General features: G+C 70.8%; 17 protein-coding genes. 9 read left to right on the top strand and 8 right to left on the bottom strand.

Annotated elements, in window-relative coordinates:
- Window positions 1–2: 2 nt before the first annotated feature.
- A complete protein-coding gene (locus tag AQJ54_RS03210) occupies window positions 3–833 on the bottom strand; it encodes an oxidoreductase (RefSeq protein WP_062233701.1) in 831 nt (276 codons plus the stop codon).
- A gap of 85 nt (window positions 834–918) precedes the next feature.
- Between AQJ54_RS03210 and AQJ54_RS03205 the strand changes: the two genes are divergently transcribed.
- Window positions 919–1,833 (top strand): LysR family transcriptional regulator, encoded by a 915-nt coding sequence (locus AQJ54_RS03205; RefSeq protein ID WP_062233698.1) that lies wholly within the window; start codon window positions 919–921, stop codon window positions 1,831–1,833.
- A gap of 129 nt (window positions 1,834–1,962) precedes the next feature.
- On the opposite strand, the gene AQJ54_RS03200 is transcribed toward AQJ54_RS03205, so the two are convergent.
- Entirely contained in the window at window positions 1,963–4,179 is a 2,217-nt protein-coding gene (locus tag AQJ54_RS03200) for a DEAD/DEAH box helicase (protein WP_211278484.1), read from the bottom strand.
- Between the two features lie 58 nt (window positions 4,180–4,237).
- Entirely contained in the window at window positions 4,238–5,326 is a 1,089-nt protein-coding gene (ychF, locus tag AQJ54_RS03195) for a redox-regulated ATPase YchF (protein WP_062023950.1), read from the bottom strand.
- Between the two features lie 178 nt (window positions 5,327–5,504).
- Here ychF and AQJ54_RS03190 point away from each other — a divergent pair, with 178 nt between their 5' ends.
- Window positions 5,505–6,023 (top strand): DUF6542 domain-containing protein, encoded by a 519-nt coding sequence (locus AQJ54_RS03190; protein WP_207917348.1) that lies wholly within the window; start codon window positions 5,505–5,507, stop codon window positions 6,021–6,023.
- 46 nt (window positions 6,024–6,069) lie between these two features.
- On the opposite strand, the gene ppgK is transcribed toward AQJ54_RS03190, so the two are convergent.
- A complete protein-coding gene (gene ppgK / locus AQJ54_RS03185) occupies window positions 6,070–6,813 on the bottom strand; it encodes a polyphosphate--glucose phosphotransferase (protein ID WP_062023948.1) in 744 nt (247 codons plus the stop codon).
- A gap of 29 nt (window positions 6,814–6,842) precedes the next feature.
- Window positions 6,843–7,889, bottom strand: a complete 1,047-nt coding sequence (locus tag AQJ54_RS03180) for a 4-hydroxy-3-methylbut-2-enyl diphosphate reductase (RefSeq protein WP_107120995.1) — start codon at window positions 7,887–7,889, stop codon at window positions 6,843–6,845.
- Between the two features lie 105 nt (window positions 7,890–7,994).
- Between AQJ54_RS03180 and AQJ54_RS03175 the strand changes: the two genes are divergently transcribed.
- From AQJ54_RS03175 to AQJ54_RS03160, 4 genes are all read left to right on the top strand, one after another.
- Window positions 7,995–9,383: an APC family permease gene (locus AQJ54_RS03175; protein WP_062233695.1), complete on the top strand. Its 1,389-nt coding sequence runs from the start codon at window positions 7,995–7,997 to the stop codon at window positions 9,381–9,383.
- A gap of 102 nt (window positions 9,384–9,485) precedes the next feature.
- Window positions 9,486–10,694 carry an exodeoxyribonuclease VII large subunit gene (gene xseA / locus AQJ54_RS03170; protein WP_062233692.1) on the top strand — a complete coding sequence of 403 codons (1,209 nt, stop codon included), beginning with the start codon at window positions 9,486–9,488 and terminating at the stop codon, window positions 10,692–10,694.
- Between the two features lie 9 nt (window positions 10,695–10,703).
- Window positions 10,704–10,940 carry an exodeoxyribonuclease VII small subunit gene (locus AQJ54_RS03165; RefSeq protein WP_062023943.1) on the top strand — a complete coding sequence of 79 codons (237 nt, stop codon included), beginning with the start codon at window positions 10,704–10,706 and terminating at the stop codon, window positions 10,938–10,940.
- Between the two features lie 167 nt (window positions 10,941–11,107).
- A complete protein-coding gene (locus AQJ54_RS03160) occupies window positions 11,108–11,698 on the top strand; it encodes a malonic semialdehyde reductase (protein ID WP_062023942.1) in 591 nt (196 codons plus the stop codon).
- A gap of 100 nt (window positions 11,699–11,798) precedes the next feature.
- Here AQJ54_RS03160 and AQJ54_RS03155 read toward each other — a convergent pair whose 3' ends face one another.
- Window positions 11,799–12,320, bottom strand: a complete 522-nt coding sequence (locus AQJ54_RS03155; protein ID WP_062233689.1) for a DUF4245 domain-containing protein — start codon at window positions 12,318–12,320, stop codon at window positions 11,799–11,801.
- Window positions 12,321–12,447: 127 nt separating this feature from the next.
- On the opposite strand from AQJ54_RS03155, the gene glpX reads away from it, so the two are divergent.
- The gene (glpX, locus tag AQJ54_RS03150; RefSeq protein ID WP_062023939.1) at window positions 12,448–13,482 is read left to right on the top strand and encodes a class II fructose-bisphosphatase; all 1,035 of its coding nucleotides are present in this window, start codon (window positions 12,448–12,450) and stop codon (window positions 13,480–13,482) included.
- Between the two features lie 178 nt (window positions 13,483–13,660).
- On the opposite strand, the gene AQJ54_RS03145 is transcribed toward glpX, so the two are convergent.
- A complete protein-coding gene (locus AQJ54_RS03145) occupies window positions 13,661–14,035 on the bottom strand; it encodes a WhiB family transcriptional regulator (RefSeq protein WP_078616681.1) in 375 nt (124 codons plus the stop codon).
- Between the two features lie 173 nt (window positions 14,036–14,208).
- Window positions 14,209–14,913: a DUF1707 SHOCT-like domain-containing protein gene (locus AQJ54_RS03140; protein ID WP_062023938.1), complete on the bottom strand. Its 705-nt coding sequence runs from the start codon at window positions 14,911–14,913 to the stop codon at window positions 14,209–14,211.
- Between the two features lie 166 nt (window positions 14,914–15,079).
- On the opposite strand from AQJ54_RS03140, the gene AQJ54_RS03135 reads away from it, so the two are divergent.
- Complete coding sequence (locus tag AQJ54_RS03135) at window positions 15,080–16,744, top strand: fumarate hydratase (protein ID WP_062233686.1); 1,665 nt, start codon at window positions 15,080–15,082, stop codon at window positions 16,742–16,744.
- 238 nt (window positions 16,745–16,982) lie between these two features.
- Window positions 16,983–18,374, top strand: a complete 1,392-nt coding sequence (locus AQJ54_RS03130; RefSeq protein WP_062023935.1) for a class II fumarate hydratase — start codon at window positions 16,983–16,985, stop codon at window positions 18,372–18,374.
- Window positions 18,375–18,384 lie beyond the last annotated feature (10 nt).

Genomic DNA, 18,384 nt, shown 5'->3' with positions numbered 1-18,384 from the left:
ACTCAGTCGTCGAAGCCCGTGGCCCGTGTGCTCTTCTCCCAGGCGGTGATGTCGGCTCGTATGCCGTCGAGGTGGTCGAGTACGGCGGTCACCGCGTCGTCCCCGAGGGGCAGCCGCAGTGGGGTGTCCTCGGCGTCGAGCGCGGCGCGGATCAGGGCCGCCGCCTTCGCGGGGTCGCCGGCCTGGGTGCCGTCGCCGCCGGAGACCGCCTCGCGGGTCCGGCTGACCTTGGCGTAGACGCCGCTGTCGGCGCTGACTCCCGCCCGGCTCGCCTCGAACAGCGAGGTGCGGAAGGCCCCCGGCTCCACGACGAGCACCTTGACGCCGTACTCCCGGACCTCGTCCGCGAGCGCCTCGGACATGCCCTCGAGGGCGAACTTGGTCCCGCTGTACGCCGAGAAGCCCGCGAAGGACAACTGCCCGCCCATGCTGCTCATCTGCACGATCGCCCCCGACCGCCGTGCGCGCATGGACGGCAGCACAGCACGGGTGAGTGCCGCCGGGCCGAAGACGTGCAGGTCGAACAGCTCGCGCAGCTCGTGCTCGGTGGTCTCCTCGAACGCGCCGACATGCGTGCGGCCCGCGTTGTTGACCAGGACGTCGATCCGCCCGTGCCGGGCCACCACGCCCCGTACGGCGGCCTCCGCCGCGGCCGTGTCGGTCACGTCCAGACCCAGCGCCTCCATCTGGTCGGGATGGGCGACCACCAGGTCGTCCAGCGCCCCGGGCCTGCGGGCGGCGCCCACCACGACATCGCCGTCGGCCAGCGCCGCCTCGGCGAGCGCCCGCCCGAAGCCGCTGCTCGCGCCCGTGATCAGCCACACCTTGTTCATGTCGACTCCCTCGTGATCCGGCTCTTGCCGTGAACCACCCTGCCGCGAAGGCCGGTTGCCCGTCCAAGACCTTTGGTGATAACCGATGTTCATGACGACGGACGTACATCTGCGGGACCTGCGCTACTTCCTGGCGGTGGCCGAGGACCTGCACTTCACCCGCGCCGCGGACCGCCTGTACGTGTCGCAGCCCGCGCTGAGCAAGCAGATCCGTTCGCTGGAGCGGCAGTTGGGCGTGGAGCTGTTCCGACGGGACCGGCACGGCGTGCGCCTCACCGAGGCCGGCGAGACACTGCTGCCGCACGCCCGGCAGGTGCTTCAGGCGTGGGCCGCCGCGGACACCGCGATGGCGTCGGCGCGGGCGGCGGGCCGGGGCACGCTGGTGGTGGGCATGAGCACCAGCCCCGGCCGCGGCGGGCTGCTCCCGGCGATCCGCTCCCGCTTCACGGCCGCGCATCCGGAGGCGGTCGTACGGCTGCGGCAGATGGGGTGGCAGGACCCGACCGCCGGTCTGGCGGACGGTGAGACGGAGGTCGCCTTCGTGTGGCTGCCCCTGCCGGACCCGGAGCGTTATGCGTGGACGCCGGTCGCCGAGGAGTCCCGTCTGGTCGCCCTGCCCGCCGGCCACCCGCTGGCCTCCCGCGAGTCGATCGACTTCGCCGACCTGGCCGACGAACCGTTCCTAGCTCTGCCGGCGAGCGCGGGCCCGCTGCGCGACTTCTGGCTGGCCGTCGACGAGCGGTCCAGCCGGCCGCCCCGCGTCGGCGCCGAAATCGCGGGCACGGAGGAGACGTACGAGGCCCTCGTCGCGGGCCTGGGCGTCTGCCTCGTGGCCGCCGGGAACGCGCCCCTGATCACCCTGGGCGGGGTGGTCACCCGCCCGGTGCGCGGACTTGGCCCGAGCAGATACGTGTTGGCCTGGCGGAAGGAGGACGGGGGGCGGGAGTTGGTGCGGGGGTATGCGGAGGCCTGTCGGTCGGTGGTGGGCGGGCCGGCGTGACGGCAGTCCGGGAACCACCGCCCAGCCGCTTCTCTAGATGTCACCGCCCCGGCCGCTTCACTCGGCGGCCCTGGTGCCACCGCCCCGCCCGCCTCACTCGGCCCCCCTGGTGTCACCGCCCCGCCCGCCTCACTCGGCGGCCGTGAGCCTCTCGTCCGCAAGGCCCAGACGGGCCTGTTCCTCCTCGACGATCCGCCGGGCCAGTTCGGTGTCCGACACGTCGATCGCGTCCGGGGACGCCTCGGCCACGGCGCTGCGGCGGGCGTAGGCGTCGAAGAGGCGGGTCTTGGTCTCCAGCAGTCTCACCAGGCGTTCGTCGACGCCCCCGATGGCTAGGAGACGGTAGACGCGGACCGGTCTGACCTGCCCCATCCGGTGGGCCCGGGCGACCGCCTGGTGCTCGATGGTCGGCTTGATCTGGGGTTCGCAGATGACGACGACCGAGGCGGCCTGGAGGTTGAGGCCGATGCCCGCCGCCTGGATCTGCGCCAGGAGCACCGCGGGGCCCGGGACAGCGGCGAACTCGTCGACGATCCGCTGCCGTCGCCCGGACGGGACACTGCCGGTGAACGGGCCGAACAGCGGGACGCCGGCGGACTCCCCCGGCGCGAGGGCTTCCCGCACCACGCCCAGGACGTCCTTGAAGTAGGAGAAGACCACCGTCTTCTGCCCGTTCTCCCCGGCCTCCTGGACGATCTCCCGGAGCCGGTCCAGCTTGGCCGACTTCTCGGGGGCCATGTACGCGGCCCTGCGCATCGCCATGAAGTTGCCGGCGGCCACGGCCTCCCGATAGGCCTCCGCGTCCGACGCGCTCAACTCCTCCCACTGGTCGGTGTGCTGGAGACTCGGGAGTTCCGTCAGCACGTCCTCCTGGTTGCGTCGCAGGTAGACCGGGGCGACGGCCTTGCGGAAGCCGACCGACCCGGCCCGGGCGTCCCCTTCCCCGAGGGAGTCCGCGAGGTCGCCGTCGAGCATCCGGACCAGGTGGTGGAACTCCACGACCCTGTTCTCCATCGGGGTCCCGGTCATCAGGAGGGCGCGCTCGCACCGCTCCGCCCACCCGGCGACCGCCTGGGACCGCTTGGCCTTCGGGTTCTTCACGGAGTGCGCCTCGTCCACCACGAGCAGGGCGACCTCCCCGCGGTCCGGGGCGGGGAAGCCGCGCAGCGCGTCGAAGGTGGTCACCCCGACCCCGCCCCGCGCCTTCCAGTCGGCGAACGCGAGGTGCCGGTCGGGTCCGTGGAGCACGGTGACCCGCAGGGCGCTGCGGGCCTCGATCTCCCGCGTCCAGTTCACGAGGACGCTCGCCGGGCAGACGACCATGAAGTGGCTCTGTCCCCCCGCGGCCAGGTGCGCCAGCACGGCGATCGCCTGGATGGTCTTGCCGAGGCCCATCTCGTCGCCGAGTATCACCTTGCGCTGCGCGAGCGCGAACCGTGCGCCGAACGCCTGGTAGCCGCGCAGGGAGACCCGCCGGTGGGTGTCGTCGAGGTGCTGGGTCCGCACCCGCTCGGCGATCTCGTCCGGCAGGAATCCCTCGGCGGCGGCCACGTCCGGCTGCCGCCCGGAGATCTCGGCGAGCAGGCTGTAGTACTCGGCGGAGCGGAGTTCGAAGTCGACCCAGGCCGCGATGTCGGTCGCGGGCCCCCGGAGCAGGTCCACCGAGGCCTGGGCGAAGAGCCCGGGCAGCCCCGCGCGCTCCGCCTCGTCCGCCAGCGACCGGATCCCGGCGACGGCCGCCCATGCGCACGCCTTCTTCTCCTGGCCCGCCAGGAGCATCCGGATCCGCCCGAGGGCGAGCCTGGCGTCGGCGAGCAGCGGATCGAGCCGCTTCGACAGGACGACGGCCTTGTCGACCGCGCGCCGGGCGTCCGGGCCGGCTTCCACCAGTACGTGCAGAGCCATGACCAGTGCGGTGGTACGCGGTTCCGGCCGCTCGACGTCGATGTGGACGGCCACGGTCTCGTGCGCCGCCTCGGAGAGCCGCCGGGCGGCCGCGAGCATCTGGTCGACGGTGCGCTGTCCGACTCCGGGGATCTGCCGGAGCCGGTAGGGGCCCGCTTCGAGGACCTCGCCGACCGTGCGCAGGCCGCTCTTCTCGACGCTCCCGAGCCGCAGCCGCCCCTCGGTGACGTCCTGGAGCCGGGCCACGGGGATCGCGTCGAGCTCCCGCTTCACCTCCGCGTCGTGCAGCGGCTTCAGCGCAACCCGTACGGCCTCCGCCGCCCTGCCGTGGTCGACGACGACGGCCTGGGCCGCCTCGAACAGCCGCGCTCCCCTCGCGACCGTCTCCCGCTCGTCCCGCCCCACGGTCCCCCCTCCATGGACAGAAAACCTGTCCTCCATGGACAGAAAACCTGTGCCCGCCCGCCGGGCGGCGGGGAACACAGGTTTCTGATCGTGGTCAGACGTTGAAGCGGAACTCCACCACGTCCCCGTCCTGCATGACGTACTCCTTGCCCTCCATCCGCGCCTTCCCCTTCGCGCGGGCCTCGGCGACCGAGCCGGTCTCCACCAGGTCGTCGAAGGAGATGACCTCCGCCTTGATGAAGCCCTTCTGGAAGTCCGTGTGGATGACGCCGGCCGCCTCGGGGGCCGTGGCGCCCTTCTTGATGGTCCAGGCGCGGGATTCCTTGGGGCCGGCCGTGAGGTAGGTCTGGAGGCCGAGGGTGTTGAAGCCGACGCGGGCGAGGGTGGCCAGGCCGGGCTCCTCGGCGCCGACCGACTCCAGGAGCTCCAGGGCGTCCTCCTCGTCGAGCTCGGCGAGGTCCGCCTCCAGCTTGGCGTTCAGGAAGATCGCCTCGGCCGGGGCGACCAGGGCGCGCTGCTCGTTCTTGAAGTCGTCGTCGACCAGTTCGTCCTCGTCGACGTTGAAGACATAGAGGAACGGCTTGGTGGTGAGCAGGTGCAGGTCGTGCAGGAGTTCCTCGTTGCCGGAGCCCTGGACGATGCCCGCCGAGAACAGCGTGTCGCCCTTCTCCAGGATCTCCTTCGCCGCCTCGACGGCCGCGACCTTCGGCGCGATGTCCTTCTTGATCCGCGACTCCTTCTGGAGGCGGGGCAGGACCTTCTCGATGGTCTGGAGGTCGGCCAGGATCAGCTCGGTGTTGATCGTCTCGATGTCGTCCTTCGGCGAGACCTTGCCGTCGACGTGCACGACGTTCTCGTCCTTGAAGGCGCGGATGACCTGGCAGATCGCGTCCGACTCACGGATGTTCGCGAGGAACTTGTTGCCCAGGCCCTCACCCTCCGAGGCACCCCGCACGATGCCCGCGATGTCGACGAAGTCCACGGTCGCCGGGAGGATCTTCTGGGAGGAGAAGATCTCGGCCAGTTTCGCCAGTCGCGGGTCCGGGACGCCGACCACGCCGACATTGGGCTCGATCGTGGCGAACGGGTAGTTGGCCGCCAGCACGTCGTTCTTGGTCAGGGCGTTGAACAGGGTCGACTTGCCGACATTCGGCAGGCCGACGATTCCGATCGTGAGCGACACGTTGCGACTTCCCGTACGTGAGAGGAGACGTGAGGAGACTGGGCGGCCAGGGGGCCGATCCACCAGTCTACGGCGTGCCGCACCCCGCCCCGGCGGGCCTCTCGAACGCATGGCCAAGGTCTTTCCCTCGGCGTGTCTGAAGGGCGATCGGGCACATAAGCAGACCTAGGTTGGTCCAGTGGAGCACTACAGGACCCGCCCCCCGCACAACGGAACGCGACGCGCGGCTCCGGGAGCGCCGCTGCCCGCGCAGGCCCGCGGCGAGCGCCGCCCGCCGGTGGCCCGCCGCCCGCCGCCACCGGTGGTCCGGACGCTGCGCCGGCTGCCGAACCCCCGGCTCACCGGGCTGGGCGGCGGCCTGTTCTGCATGGCGGTGATGTTCCTGCTCGGCTGTCTCGACGCGCTGCTGTTCGGTTCGTCGCTGACGGCGTACGGCGTGCTGTTCCTGCCGGTGTGCGTGCTGACGGCGGTCTGGCTGCGCCGGGGCGATCTGCTGACCGCCCCGATCATCGTGCCGATCGCCTTCGCCACCGGGCTCGTGGCCGTCGCCGACGGCGGCGGCGGTGTCTCGGGCCGGCTGATGGGCCTGTTCACCGCGCTGGCGACGCAGGCCGGCTGGCTCTACGCCGGCACCCTGGCCGCTGGCCTGGTCGCCCTGATCCGCAGGATCCTGCTGGTACGACGCCGTTCACCCTGACGCCCGGGAGGCGAGGGCAGAAGCAGCGGCTTCTCAGGCCCCGGGCCTACTCGTGGGCCGCGTGCATCGCCGCTCCCACGATCCCCGCGTTGTTCTGCAACTGCGCCGGGACGATCTCCGCCTTGATGCCCTCGATGTGGGGCAGGAACTTCTCGGACTTGCGGCTCACGCCACCGCCGATGATGAACAGCTCGGGCGAGAAGAGCATCTCGACATGGGCGAGGTACTTCTGCACGCGGCGGGCCCAGTGCTCCCAGCTGAGCTCCTCGTCCTCCCGGGCCTTGCTGGACGCCTTCTTCTCCGCGTCGTGGCCGTGCAGCTCCAGGTGGCCCAGCTCGGTGTTGGGGACGAGGACGCCGTCGACGAAGACCGCGCTCCCGATGCCGGTGCCGAAGGTGAGCAGGATGACGGTGCCCTTGCGGTCCTTGCCCGCGCCGAAGTTCATCTCGGCGACGCCGGCCGCGTCCGCGTCGTTGACCACGGTCACCGGGAGCCCGCCGAGCCGCTCGCCGAACAACGCGCGCGCGTCGGTGTCGATCCAGCTCTTGTCGACATTGGCCGCCGTACGGATGTGGGAGCCGCCCGTGACCACGCCCGGGAAGGTCAGCCCGACCGGGCCGGTCCAGCCGAAGTGGTCCACGACCTGCTTCACCCCGTCGGCGACGCCGTCGGGCGTCGCCGGGTGCGGGGTGAGCACTTTGTGGCGCTCCTGGGCGAGGTCGCCCTTGTCGAGGTCCACCGGGGCGCCCTTGATCCCGGATCCACCGATGTCCAAGCCGAAGATCTGCATGGCCCTACGTTACGACGGACGACGGACAGTCACGCCCCGGAGGTCCCCGTAGCGCCGGTGCCGCCCGTGGTCCCGGCAGCGCCCTTGCGCTCGGCGACCAGCGCGGCCGCCTCCTCTCGCAGGTCGCGGCGGAGCTCCTTGGGCAGCGAGAAGGTGATGGACTCCTCGGCCGCCTTCACCAGCTCCACGTCGCCGTAGCCGCGCTCGGCCAGCCACTCCAGGACCTCCTCGACGAGGACCTCGGGGACGGAGGCGCCGGAGGTGACGCCCACCGTCGTCACGCCCTCCAGCCAGGCCTCGTCGATCTCGCTCGCGAAGTCCACGAGGTAGGCCTCGCGGGAGCCGGCCAGCTTGGCGACCTCGACGAGCCGCTTGGAGTTGGAGGAGTTGCGGGAGCCGACCACGATGACCAGTTCGGCCTCGGCACCCATCTGCTTCACCGCGAGCTGGCGGTTCTGCGTGGCGTAGCAGATGTCGTCGCTGGGCGGGGAGATGAGCTGCGGGAACTTCTCCTTGAGGGCGTCGACGGTCTCCATGGTCTCGTCGACGCTGAGGGTGGTCTGGGAGAGCCAGACGATCTTCGACGGGTCCCGGACCTCGACCTTGGCGACATCGGCCGGGCCGTCGACGAGCTGGATGTGGTCGGGGGCCTCGCCGGAGGTGCCGATGACCTCCTCGTGGCCCTCGTGCCCGATCAGGAGGATGTCGTAGTCCTCGTTGGCGAACCGGACGGCTTCCTTGTGGACCTTGGTGACCAGCGGGCAGGTCGCGTCGATGGTGGCGAGCCTGCCGCGGGCGGCCTCTTCGTGGACGACGGGGGCGACGCCGTGCGCCGAGAACATCACGATGTTGCCCGGCGGGACCTCTTCCGTCCGCTCGACGAAGATGGCGCCCTTCTTCTCGAGGGTCTGTACGACGTACTTGTTGTGGACGATCTCGTGCCGGACGTACACCGGAGCGCCGTACTGCTCCAGGGCTTTCTCGACGGCGATCACGGCGCGGTCCACCCCCGCGCAGTAGCCACGGGGGGCGGCGAGCAGGACACGGCGGCCAGGCGAAGCGGTCATGCGTCCCATCGTAAGGCCGCGTTCGGTCGGTCGAAGATCGCGTGCCCTTGACCTTCCTGGGAAAACTGACCGGGAGAGTGAGGGGCGGGGGGACGAGCACCAGGCGGAGGCACGATGTCCGGTACCGGTACGGCGGACCGCACGGCCGAGGAGGAACACGGCGACCTGCGGCGCAGCCTGGGCTTCCGGGACCTCGTGGTCTACGGGCTGCTGTTCATCGCGCCGATGGCGCCCGTCGGCGTCTACGGCACCCTGGACGCGAAGTCGCACGGGGCGGTCGCCCTCGTCTATGTGGTCGCCACGGTGGCGATGGCGTTCACCGCGTTCAGTTACGCGCAGATGGTGCGGGTCGTCCCTCAGGCGGGGTCGGTGTTCGCCTACGCGCGCGCGGGGCTCGGCAAGGAGGCCGGGTTCGTCGCGGGCTGGATGGCGATGCTGGACTATCTCCTGATCCCGGCGGTGGCGTACCTGTTCTCCGGTATCGCGATGAACGCCCTGGTCCCGGAGGTCTCCCGCTGGGTGTGGACGGCGCTCGCGGTGGTCGTGACGACCCTGCTGAACCTGTGGGGCGTGCGGACGGCGGCCCGGGTGGGCTTCCTTGTCCTGGCGATGGAGATCGTGGTCCTGCTGGTCTTCGCGGTCTCGGCGGTCGTCGTCCTCGCGCGGGACGGCGCCGAACGGGGCTGGCTGTCGCCGCTGTCCGGGGACGGCACCCAGGGGGCGTTCGCGCTGTCGGCGGTGATCGGCGCGGTCTCGGTCGCGGTCCTGTCGTACCTGGGCTTCGACGCGATCGCCTCCTTCGCGGAGGAGGTCACCGGCGGCTCGGCGAAGGTCGCGCGCGCGGTGCTGTTCTGCCTGGCCCTGGCGGGCGTGCTGTTCGTGGCGCAGACGTACCTGGTGGCGCTCCTGGACCCGACGACCTCGGCGCAGTATGCGGCGGATCCGGGCCGGCAGGGTTCGGCCTTCTACGACGCGGTCGACTCCGCGGCCGGTACCTGGCTGCACGATCTGGTGGCCGTGAGCAAGGCGATCGGCGCGGCCTTCGCGGCGCTGGCCGGGCAGGCGGCGGCGGGGCGGCTGCTGTTCGCGATGGGCCGCGACCGGCGGCTGCCGCGGGCGCTGGCCCGCACGGACTCGGGCGTCCCGCGCGTGGCCCTGCTGTGCGCGGCCGGCATCACCCTGGTCGCCGCGGTGTGGGCGGCCCGCCGGGACGACGGCATGGACCACCTGGTCTCCGTGGTCGACATCGGCGCCCTGACCGCGTTCACGCTGCTGCACGCGAGCGTGGTCGGCTGGTTCGCGGTGAGGCGGCGCGGCGGCCCGGTGAGCTGGTGGCGGCACGTGCTGGTACCGGTGGCCGGGGCGGCGATCACGGTGGCGGTGATCGTGGAGGCGTCGGAGGCGGCACAGGTGGTCGGCGCGCTCTGGCTCGTGGCGGGCCTCGCGGTGCTGACGGCCCAACGCGCCCGGCGTTCCCCCGCCGACGGGGCGACCCGCCGGTGACCTGACCGGGAGGGTGGACGGCGGTCACCTGCGTGGGGAGCCCGGCCGACAGGACCCCCTCGCTGACGGCTCGTTGTCGGAGTCGGCCGTTACGCTCGCGGCATGGCTGTGAACTCGACTCCCGAAACGCCCTTGCCCGTCGGTGAGGTGTCGCGGCTCATCGGCGGGTGGATCGACCGTCTCGGCGCCGTGTGGGTCGAGGGGCAGATCACCCAGCTGAACCGGCGCCCGGGCGCGGGCGTGGTGTTCCTCACGCTGCGCGATCCGTCGTACGACATCTCGGTGAGCGTGACCTGCTTCCGCCAGGTCTACGACGACGTCGCCGATGTCGTCAGCGAGGGCGCCCGGGTCGTCGTCCTGGCGAAGCCGGAGTGGTACGCGCCGCGGGGGCAGCTGTCGCTGCGGGCCACCGAGATAAGGCCGGTCGGGGTCGGTGAGCTGCTCGCGCGGCTGGAGCAGTTGAAGAAGTCCCTGGCCGCCGAGGGGCTGTTCGCGGCGGAGCGCAAGAAGCCGCTGCCGTTCCTGCCGCAGCTGATCGGGCTGGTGTGCGGGCGCGCGTCGGCGGCCGAGCGGGACGTCCTGGAGAATGCCCGGCACCGCTGGCCCGCCGTCCGCTTCGAGGTGCGCAACGTCCCGGTGCAGGGCGTGCACGCGGTCCCGCAGGTGGTGCAGGCGGTCAAGGAACTGGACGCGCTCGACGACGTGGACGTGATCGTCGTGGCGCGCGGCGGCGGCAGCGTGGAGGATCTGCTGCCGTTCTCCGACGAGCAGTTGGTGCGGGCGGTGGCGGCCTGCCGGACCCCCGTCGTCTCCGCGATCGGGCACGAGCCGGACACCCCGCTGCTGGACTACGTCGCCGACCTGCGGGCCTCGACGCCGACGGACGCGGCGAAGAAGGTCGTCCCGGACGTGGGCGAGGAGTACGAGCGGGTGCGGGCGCTCAGGGACCGCGCGCGGCGGTGTGTCGAGTCGTTCCTCCAGCGGGAGGAGCGGGGGCTAGCGCACGCGTTGGCGCGGCCGTCGATAGAGGACCCGCACCGGATGATCGACGAGCGCGCCGACCATGTGTCCTCCCTGGCCGACCGCGCCCGTCGCACGCTCGGTCACCTCCTCGACCGCGCCGACTCCGAGCTGACGCACACGCACGCGCGCGTGGTGGCCCTCTCCCCCGCCGCGACCCTCCAGCGGGGGTACGCCGTGCTCCAGAAGGCGGACGGGCACGTGGTGCGGTCGCCGGACGAGGTGACGGCCGAGGAGACCCTGCGGGCGCGCGTCGCCGAGGGTGAGTTCGTTGTCCGAGTCGATGCATAGGGTGGGCGGATGACCAGCAAGGTGGCGGAAGAGGCGCTCGGGTACGAGCAGGCGCGGGACGAACTGATCGAGGTCGTACGGCGCCTGGAGGCGGGCGGCACGACTCTGGAGGAGTCCCTCGCGCTCTGGGAGCGGGGCGAGGAGCTGGCCAAGGTGTGCCGGCGCTGGCTGGACGGGGCGCGGGCGCGGCTGGACGCGGCGCTGGCCGACGAGGAGGAGACCGGGGCCGGGGACGGCTCGGAGTAGCGGGGTAAGGCGGGGCGACAGGCCCGGTGATCTGTGAAGCGGATCACCACGCCCCGCTTTTCGTTGAACATTGAACTTCAATCGCGTACGGTCGAGAACGTCAAACGGTCCCCGGTCCGTTTCCGGGTGCCCCGCACATCCACGCACCGCTCGAGAAGGTTCCCCTCATGTCTCTCGTTCTTGACCCCGCCGCCCAGGACCTGCTGTTCCGCGAGGCCCGCACCGCGAACACCTTCACCGACGAGCCGGTGACCGACGAGCAGGTCCAGGCGATCTACGACCTGGTCAAGTACGGCCCGACCGCCTTCAACCAGAGCCCGCTGCGCATCACCCTGGTCCGCTCCGCCGAGGCCCGCGAGCGCCTGGTCCAGCACATGGCCGAGGGCAACCAGCCGAAGACCGCCACCGCCCCGCTGGTCGCGATCCTCTCCGCGGACAACGAGTTCCACGAGGAGCTGCCGCAGCTCTTCCCGCACTTCCCCCAGGCCAAGGACCTCTTCTTCGCCGAGCGCCCCGCCCGTGAGGGTGCCGCCGGTCTGAACGCCGCCCTCCAGGCCGCGTACTTCATCATCGGCGTGCGTGCCGCGGGTCTGGCCGCCGGCCCGATGACCGGCCTGGACTTCGAGGGTGTCCGCAAGGAGTTCCTGGACGACGACCACACCCCGCTGATGGTCGTCAACATCGGCAAGCCGGGCGACGACGCCTGGTTCCCGCGCTCCCCGCGGCTGTCCTACGACGAGGTCGTCACCACCGTCTGAGCATCGGCCGTCGCCTGACGCATCAGCCATCATGAGGAAGGGCCCCCGCGCTGCCGCAGGGGCCCTTCCTCATGTCCTCGTGCCGTCGGGTTCTCGCTCGTCACGCCATCTTCAGCGACTTCGCCATCTCGGTCAGCTGGGCCGGCGAACCCGTGCCCGCGACCACCGTGGTCGCCCCGTCACCCTGGTGGACGAGGGCGTCGTAGCGGCCGCCGGTGTACCGGGTCCAGGTGCGGCCCGCGATCTCCTCGGTCTGCTTGGTCGCCTCGCCGCCCTGGGTCGCCTCGTCGATGAACTCCGACGGCTTCTGAGCGGACTGCTCGATCTGCACGTACTCACCACCGGGGGCCTGGAAGCCCAGGTGCCAGGCGTCGGACTCGTCGGCCTGGAAGCGCACCGAGGTCGCCTTCCAGCCCGTCGGCAGCCCCTCGGGAGCGGCCACCGGGTAGGAGGCCGCGCGGCGGGCCGTCAGCAGCTCGACGCGGTAGTCGACCGTCTTGATGTCCGGAGCGGAGTCGTCGTGCGGGATGAACACGTAGATGACCGCCGCCGCGATCCCGATCAGGCCCAGGGAGAGAATCATGTCCCGGACCGTCTTCTGCTTGCCGTTCGAACCTGCCACGCCCCCTATCGTCGCAGGTGCCCGGTCCGCTCATCCGTGGGGTCCCCTGCTCATTTTGTCGGACTGACGATAGAGTCGACGGTCGAACCCTCATCCGGCCGTCGTCGTATCAGAAAGGTGCGCTCCGATGACCGAGCATCATCATCTGCCGTCCGAACTCGAAGTCCCCTCCGAGGCCCCCGACCGCAACCTCGCCCTGGAACTCGTCCGGGTGACCGAAGCCGCCGCGATGGCCGCGGGCCGCTGGGTCGGCCGGGGCGAGAAGAACGGCGCCGACGGTGCCGCGGTACGCGCCATGCGGTCCCTGGTCTCCACCGTGTCGATGAACGGCGTGGTCGTCATCGGCGAGGGTGAGAAGGACGAGGCCCCGATGCTCTTCAACGGGGAGCGCGTGGGCGACGGGACCGGCCCCGAGTGCGACATCGCCGTCGACCCGATCGACGGGACCACGCTGACGGCCAAGGGCATGCCGAACGCGATCGCGGTGCTGGCCGCCGCGGACCGCGGGTCCATGTTCGACCCGTCCGCCGTGTTCTACATGGACAAGCTGGTCACCGGCCCCGAGGCCGCGGACTTCGTCGACATCGACGCGCCGGTCTCCGTGAACATCCGGCGGGTCGCCAAGGCGAAGCGCTCCACGCCGGAGGACGTGACCGTGGTCATCCTGGACCGGCCCCGGCACGAAGGGATCATCAAGGAGATCCGGGAGGCGGGGGCGCGGATCAAGCTGATCTCCGACGGTGACGTGGCGGGCTCGATCTACGCGCTGCGCGAGGGCACCGGCGTCGACATGCTGCTGGGCATCGGCGGTACGCCGGAGGGGATCATCTCCGCCTGCGCCGTGAAGTGCCTCGGGGGCACGATCCAGGGCAAGCTGTGGCCGAAGGACGACGAGGAGCGGGCGCGGGCGGTCGACGCCGGGCACGATCTGGACCGGGTGCTCACCACCGACGACCTGGTGTCCGGGGAGAACGTGTTCTTCGTGGCGACCGGCATCACCGACGGTGAGCTGCTGCGGGGTGTGCGGTACCGGTCGGAGACCGCGACGACCGACTCGATCGTGATGCGGTCGAAGTCGGGGACGGTGCGGCGGATCGACTCGGAGCACCGGTTGAGCAAGCTGCGGGCCTACAGTGCGATCGATTTCGACCGGGCCAAGTAGCGCGTGACAGCTCGGGGGCTTCGGAGCGTTGGCGGGTGCGGGTGCGCTGTGGCTTGTCGCGCCCACGCGGCGGAGCCGCAGATCAATACAGCCCCGCGCCCCTAGGCAGATTCCCGCTCAGCCCAGTTCGAAAGGCGCCCCCGGTGCGGTGGGGGCGCCTTTTCGTGTTCTGTGGCGGTCAGCCCGCCTGGGCTATGCGGGCCGCCCTCGCCGCCTTGGTGAGTTCCAGGTCGCGGCGCCTGCGGCGGGCCAGGACCACTCGGCGTTCCGCCGCGGTCAGGCCGCCCCAGACGCCGTAGGGCTCGGGTTGCAGCAGGGCGTGCTCGCGGCACTCGACCATGACCGGACAGCGGGCACAGACGCGCTTCGCGGCCTCCTCGCGGGAGAGCCTCGCGGCGGTGGGTTCCTTGGACGGGGCGAAGAACAGGCCGGCCTCGTCGCGCCGGCACACCGCCTCGGTGTGCCATGGAGCGTCTTGGTCCCTGTCCCGCACTGGCCCCCGCTGGGCCGGCACGGGAGCTACCTGCAGGGACGAATGCGGCGGTTGCAGCACGGTCTACTCCTGACGACGGCTTCGCGAGCGAGAGACGATGCAGCAAGCCCTACCCGCTGTGCGCGCGCCTATGCACTGAGTTCCCGACCGCCGGATTCCGCGTGCTCGTACGCCCTTCGGGGCGTGATCGAAGGGGGACCGATTCGCTCCGAAAGCGGGCGCGTTCACAGCCGTTAATGGCCCAGATGCTTGCGCAAACTCCTGTCGACCTTGTGCTGGACCCGGTCGAGGATGTCCGCCACGAGCTTGCCGCGCTTGGGCCGCCCCTCGATGTTGCCGAGGATCGCCCAGCCGTCGATGTAGACCACCGGGGCGTCGGCGTCGGGCGAGTCCAGGGTGTCCACCTCGAAGTTGCCGAGGACACCACCGCCGGTGCCGCGCAGCGAGACGTTCTCCGGGACGCGCACCTCGACGTTCCCGAAGACCGAGAACGCCTTGATGACGACCTGGCGGTACTCGAAGACCGCCTCGCTCAGGTCTATCTCGACACTGCCGAAGATCGCGTAGGCGTGGATGCGGCGGCCCGCGCGCCAGCGGCCCTTGCGGACGGCGGAGCTGAAGACCGCCACCACGTTGTCGTCCGGGTCGTGCGGGATCGCGTCGGTCGGGCGGTTGGCGGCCGGGGTCCAGGCCGGGGCGGCCCGGCGCTGATGGGCGGCGGGCAGGTCCCGGATGAAGACCTCCAGCTCACCGACCGTCTTGGCGCTCAGCACCCCCTCGACCCGCTCGGCGTGCTCGTCGGAGGTCAGCCGGCCCTCGGCGAGGGCCTCGCGGAGGATGTCGGCGATGCGGTCACGGTCGGCGTCCGAGGCGCGCAGGTCGGCCACCGCCGGTGCGGGGCCCGCGTGCTTCTGAAGGTCGGGCTTCTGAAGGTCCACGGCAGCAGCGTACCCAAACGCGATAGATCGCGACTAGGCCTGTGGACAAGTCTTGGGGAAGCGACTGAGCCCTACCTCACAACTTCTCGTCCTTGGACAGGTTCTAGGCTGGTGAGGCCCGCCAACGGCGGTGGGCCGCCGTCTTTCGAGTGAGGAATGGGCTGAGATGCCTGAGTTCGCATACACCGATCTGCTCCCCATGGGAGAGGACACCACCCCCTACCGGCTGGTGACCTCCGAGGGTGTCTCCACCTTCGAGGCCGACGGGCGGACCTTCCTCAAGGTGGAGCCGGAGGCGCTGCGCAAGCTCGCCGAGGAGGCCATCCACGACATCCAGCACTACCTGCGCCCGGCCCACCTCGCCCAGCTGCGGCGGATCATCGACGACCCCGAGGCGTCCAGCAACGACAAGTTCGTGGCGCTGGACCTGCTGAAGAACGCGAACATCGCGGCCGCCGGCGTGCTCCCGATGTGCCAGGACACCGGTACGGCGATCGTCATGGGCAAGCGCGGACAGAACGTGCTGACCGAGGGCGGTGACGAGGCCGCGCTGTCCAAGGGCATCTACGACGCGTACCTGAACCTCAACCTGCGCTACTCCCAGATGGCCCCGCTGACCATGTGGGACGAGAAGAACACCGGCTCCAACCTGCCCGCGCAGATCGAGCTGTACGCCACCGACGGCGGCGCGTACAAGTTCCTGTTCATGGCGAAGGGCGGCGGCTCGGCCAACAAGTCGTTCCTCTACCAGGAGACGAAGGCCGTCCTGAACGAGGCCTCCATGATGAAGTTCCTGGAGGAGAAGATCCGTTCGCTCGGTACGGCCGCCTGTCCGCCGTACCACCTGGCGATCGTCGTGGGCGGTACCAGTGCCGAGTACGCGCTGAAGACCGCCAAGTACGCCTCCGCGCACTACCTGGACGAGATCCCGGCCGAGGGCTCGGAGCTCGGGCACGGCTTCCGGGACAAGGAGCTGGAGGAGAAGGTCTTCGAGCTGACGCAGAAGATCGGGATCGGGGCGCAGTTCGGCGGCAAGTACTTCTGCCACGACGTTCGGGTCGTACGGCTGCCCCGGCACGGTGCGTCCTGCCCGGTGGCCATCGCGGTGTCCTGCTCGGCCGACCGCCAGGCGGTCGCGAAGATCACCGCGGAGGGCGTCTTCCTGGAGCAGCTGGAGACGGACCCGGCGCGGTTCCTGCCGGAGACGACGGACGAGCACCTGGACGAGTCCGACGTCGTGCGGATCGACCTGAACCAGCCGATGGAGTCGATCCTCGCCGAGCTCACCAAGTACCCGGTGAAGACGCGGCTTTCGCTCACCGGCCCGCTGGTCGTGGCCCGGGACATCGCGCACGCCAAGATCAAGGAACGGCTCGACGCGGGCGAGGAGATGCCGCAGTACCTCAAGGACCACCCGGTGTACTACGCGGGCCCGGCGAAGACCCCCGAGGGCTACGCGTCCGGGTCCTTCGGTCCGACCACGGCCGGCCGCATGGACTCCTACGTCGAGCAGTTCCAGGCGGCGGGCGGCTCCAAGGTGATGCTGGCGAAGGGCAACCGGTCCGCCCAGGTCACCAAGGCCTGCGATGCGCACGGCGGCTTCTACCTCGGCTCCATCGGCGGCCCGGCCGCCCGGCTCGCCCAGGACTGCATCAAGAAGGTCGAGGTCGTCGAGTACGAGGAGCTCGGCATGGAGGCCGTCTGGAAGATCGAGGTCGAGGACTTCCCCGCCTTCATCGTCGTCGACGACAAGGGCAACGACTTCTTCCAGGACCCGGCACCGGCACCGACGTTCACGACGATCCCCGTGCGGGGACCCGGGCTGGCGTAGTGCCTTGGGTGCGGCGGGAGACGGATCTCGCCCCCGCCGCCCCTACCCGTCCCGTTCCCAGGGGGCTCCGCCCCCTGGACCCCCGATCGGCCCCGAAAGGGCCTCGTCCTCGAACGCCGGACGGGCTGATGGGTGTCACTGCTGGCCGCCTCGGTTGAGACCCGGCTCGCATCACCCACGGACACCCGAGCGGCCCAGGATCCGGAACAACCCGCCCGTCCCGTTCGCTGTACCCGGTATGAGCGAATACCGCATCGAGCACGACTCCATGGGCGAGGTCCAGGTTCCCGTGGACGCCAAGTGGCGGGCCCAGACGCAGCGGGCCGTGGAGAACTTCCCGATCTCCGGGCAGCGGATCGAGCGGGCGCACATCGAGGCGCTCGCCCGGATCAAGGGCGCCGCCGCGAAGGTGAACGCACGGCTGGGGGTGCTCGACAAGGACATCGCGGAGGCCGTCCAGGAGGCCGCCGAGGAGGTCGCCGAGGGCAGGTGGGACGAGCACTTCCCGATCGACGTCTTCCAGACCGGCTCCGGCACCTCGTCGAACATGAACACCAACGAGGTCATCGCGACCCTGGCGACCGAGCGGCTCGGCGAGGGCCGGAGCGTGCATCCCAACGACCACGTGAACGCCTCCCAGTCGTCCAACGACGTCTTCCCGTCCTCCATCCACATCGCCGCCACCGCCGCCGTCACCCAGGACCTGATCCCGGCGCTGGAGCACCTCGCCGCGGCCCTGACCCGCAAGTCCGAGGAGTTCGCCGACGTCGTGAAGTCGGGGCGGACGCATCTGATGGACGCCACCCCGGTGACGCTCGGCCAGGAGTTCGGGGGCTACGCCGCCCAGATCAGGTACGGCGTCGAGCGCCTCACCGCCTCCCTCCCCCGGCTCGCCGAACTCCCCCTGGGCGGCACCGCCGTCGGTACCGGCATCAACACCCCGCCCGGTTTCTCCGCCGCCGTCATCGAGGAGGTCGCCCGCACCACCGGGCTGCCCCTCACCGAGGCGCGGGACCACTTCGAGGCGCAGGGCGCCCGGGACGGGATCGTGGAGACCAGCGGGCAGCTCAGGACCATCGCGGTCGGTCTGACGAAGATCGCCAACGACCTGCGCTGGATGTCCTCCGGGCCGAGGACCGGCCTCGCGGAGATCTCGCTCCCGGACCTCCAGCCCGGCTCCTCGATCATGCCCGGCAAGGTCAACCCGGTGATCCCGGAGGCCGTGCTGATGGTCGCCGCCCAGGTGATCGGCAACGACGCGACCGTCGCGACCGCGGGCGCGGCCGGCAACTTCGAGCTCAACGTGATGCTTCCGGTCATCGCGAAGAACGTCCTGGAGTCCATCCGGCTGCTCGCCAACGTCTCCCGGCTGCTCGCCGACCGCACCGTCGACGGCATCGTCGCCCACCGCGAACGCGCCCGGGAGTACGCCGAGTCCTCGCCCTCCGTGGTCACCCCGCTCAACAAGTACATCGGGTACGAGGAGGCCGCGAAGGTCGCCAAGAAGGCCCTGGCGGAACGGAAGACGATCCGGCAGGTCGTGCTGGAGAGCGGGTACGTGGAGCGCGGCGACCTGACGGAGCAGCAGCTCGACGAGGCCCTGGATGTCCTGCGGATGACACGTCCGTAACCTTTCCCCA

This window comes from Streptomyces griseorubiginosus, assembly GCF_001514195.1.
Classification (GTDB): domain Bacteria; phylum Actinomycetota; class Actinomycetes; order Streptomycetales; family Streptomycetaceae; genus Streptomyces; species Streptomyces griseorubiginosus.
The sequence above is the reverse complement of the archived record's forward strand: the minus strand, read 5'-3'. Positions and strand labels throughout refer to the sequence as shown.

Bases quoted from the DNA above. Each gene is read 5' to 3' on its own strand.
- AQJ54_RS03205 (WP_062233698.1), top strand. From the start codon at position 919: ATGTTCATGACGACGGACGTACATCTGCGGGACCTGCGCTACTTCCTG.
- AQJ54_RS03175 (WP_062233695.1), top strand. From the start codon at position 7,995: ATGTCCGGTACCGGTACGGCGGACCGCACGGCCGAGGAGGAACACGGC.
- AQJ54_RS03165 (WP_062023943.1), top strand. From the start codon at position 10,704: ATGACCAGCAAGGTGGCGGAAGAGGCGCTCGGGTACGAGCAGGCGCGG.
- AQJ54_RS03130 (WP_062023935.1), top strand. From the start codon at position 16,983: ATGAGCGAATACCGCATCGAGCACGACTCCATGGGCGAGGTCCAGGTT.
- glpX (WP_062023939.1), top strand. From the start codon at position 12,448: ATGACCGAGCATCATCATCTGCCGTCCGAACTCGAAGTCCCCTCCGAG.
- AQJ54_RS03180 (WP_107120995.1), bottom strand. From the start codon at position 7,889: ATGGGACGCATGACCGCTTCGCCTGGCCGCCGTGTCCTGCTCGCCGCC.
- AQJ54_RS03210 (WP_062233701.1), bottom strand. From the start codon at position 833: ATGAACAAGGTGTGGCTGATCACGGGCGCGAGCAGCGGCTTCGGGCGG.
- AQJ54_RS03160 (WP_062023942.1), top strand. From the start codon at position 11,108: ATGTCTCTCGTTCTTGACCCCGCCGCCCAGGACCTGCTGTTCCGCGAG.
- AQJ54_RS03135 (WP_062233686.1), top strand. From the start codon at position 15,080: ATGCCTGAGTTCGCATACACCGATCTGCTCCCCATGGGAGAGGACACC.
- xseA (WP_062233692.1), top strand. From the start codon at position 9,486: ATGGCTGTGAACTCGACTCCCGAAACGCCCTTGCCCGTCGGTGAGGTG.
- AQJ54_RS03200 (WP_211278484.1), bottom strand. From the start codon at position 4,179: ATGGAGGACAGGTTTTCTGTCCATGGAGGGGGGACCGTGGGGCGGGAC.
- ppgK (WP_062023948.1), bottom strand. From the start codon at position 6,813: ATGCAGATCTTCGGCTTGGACATCGGTGGATCCGGGATCAAGGGCGCC.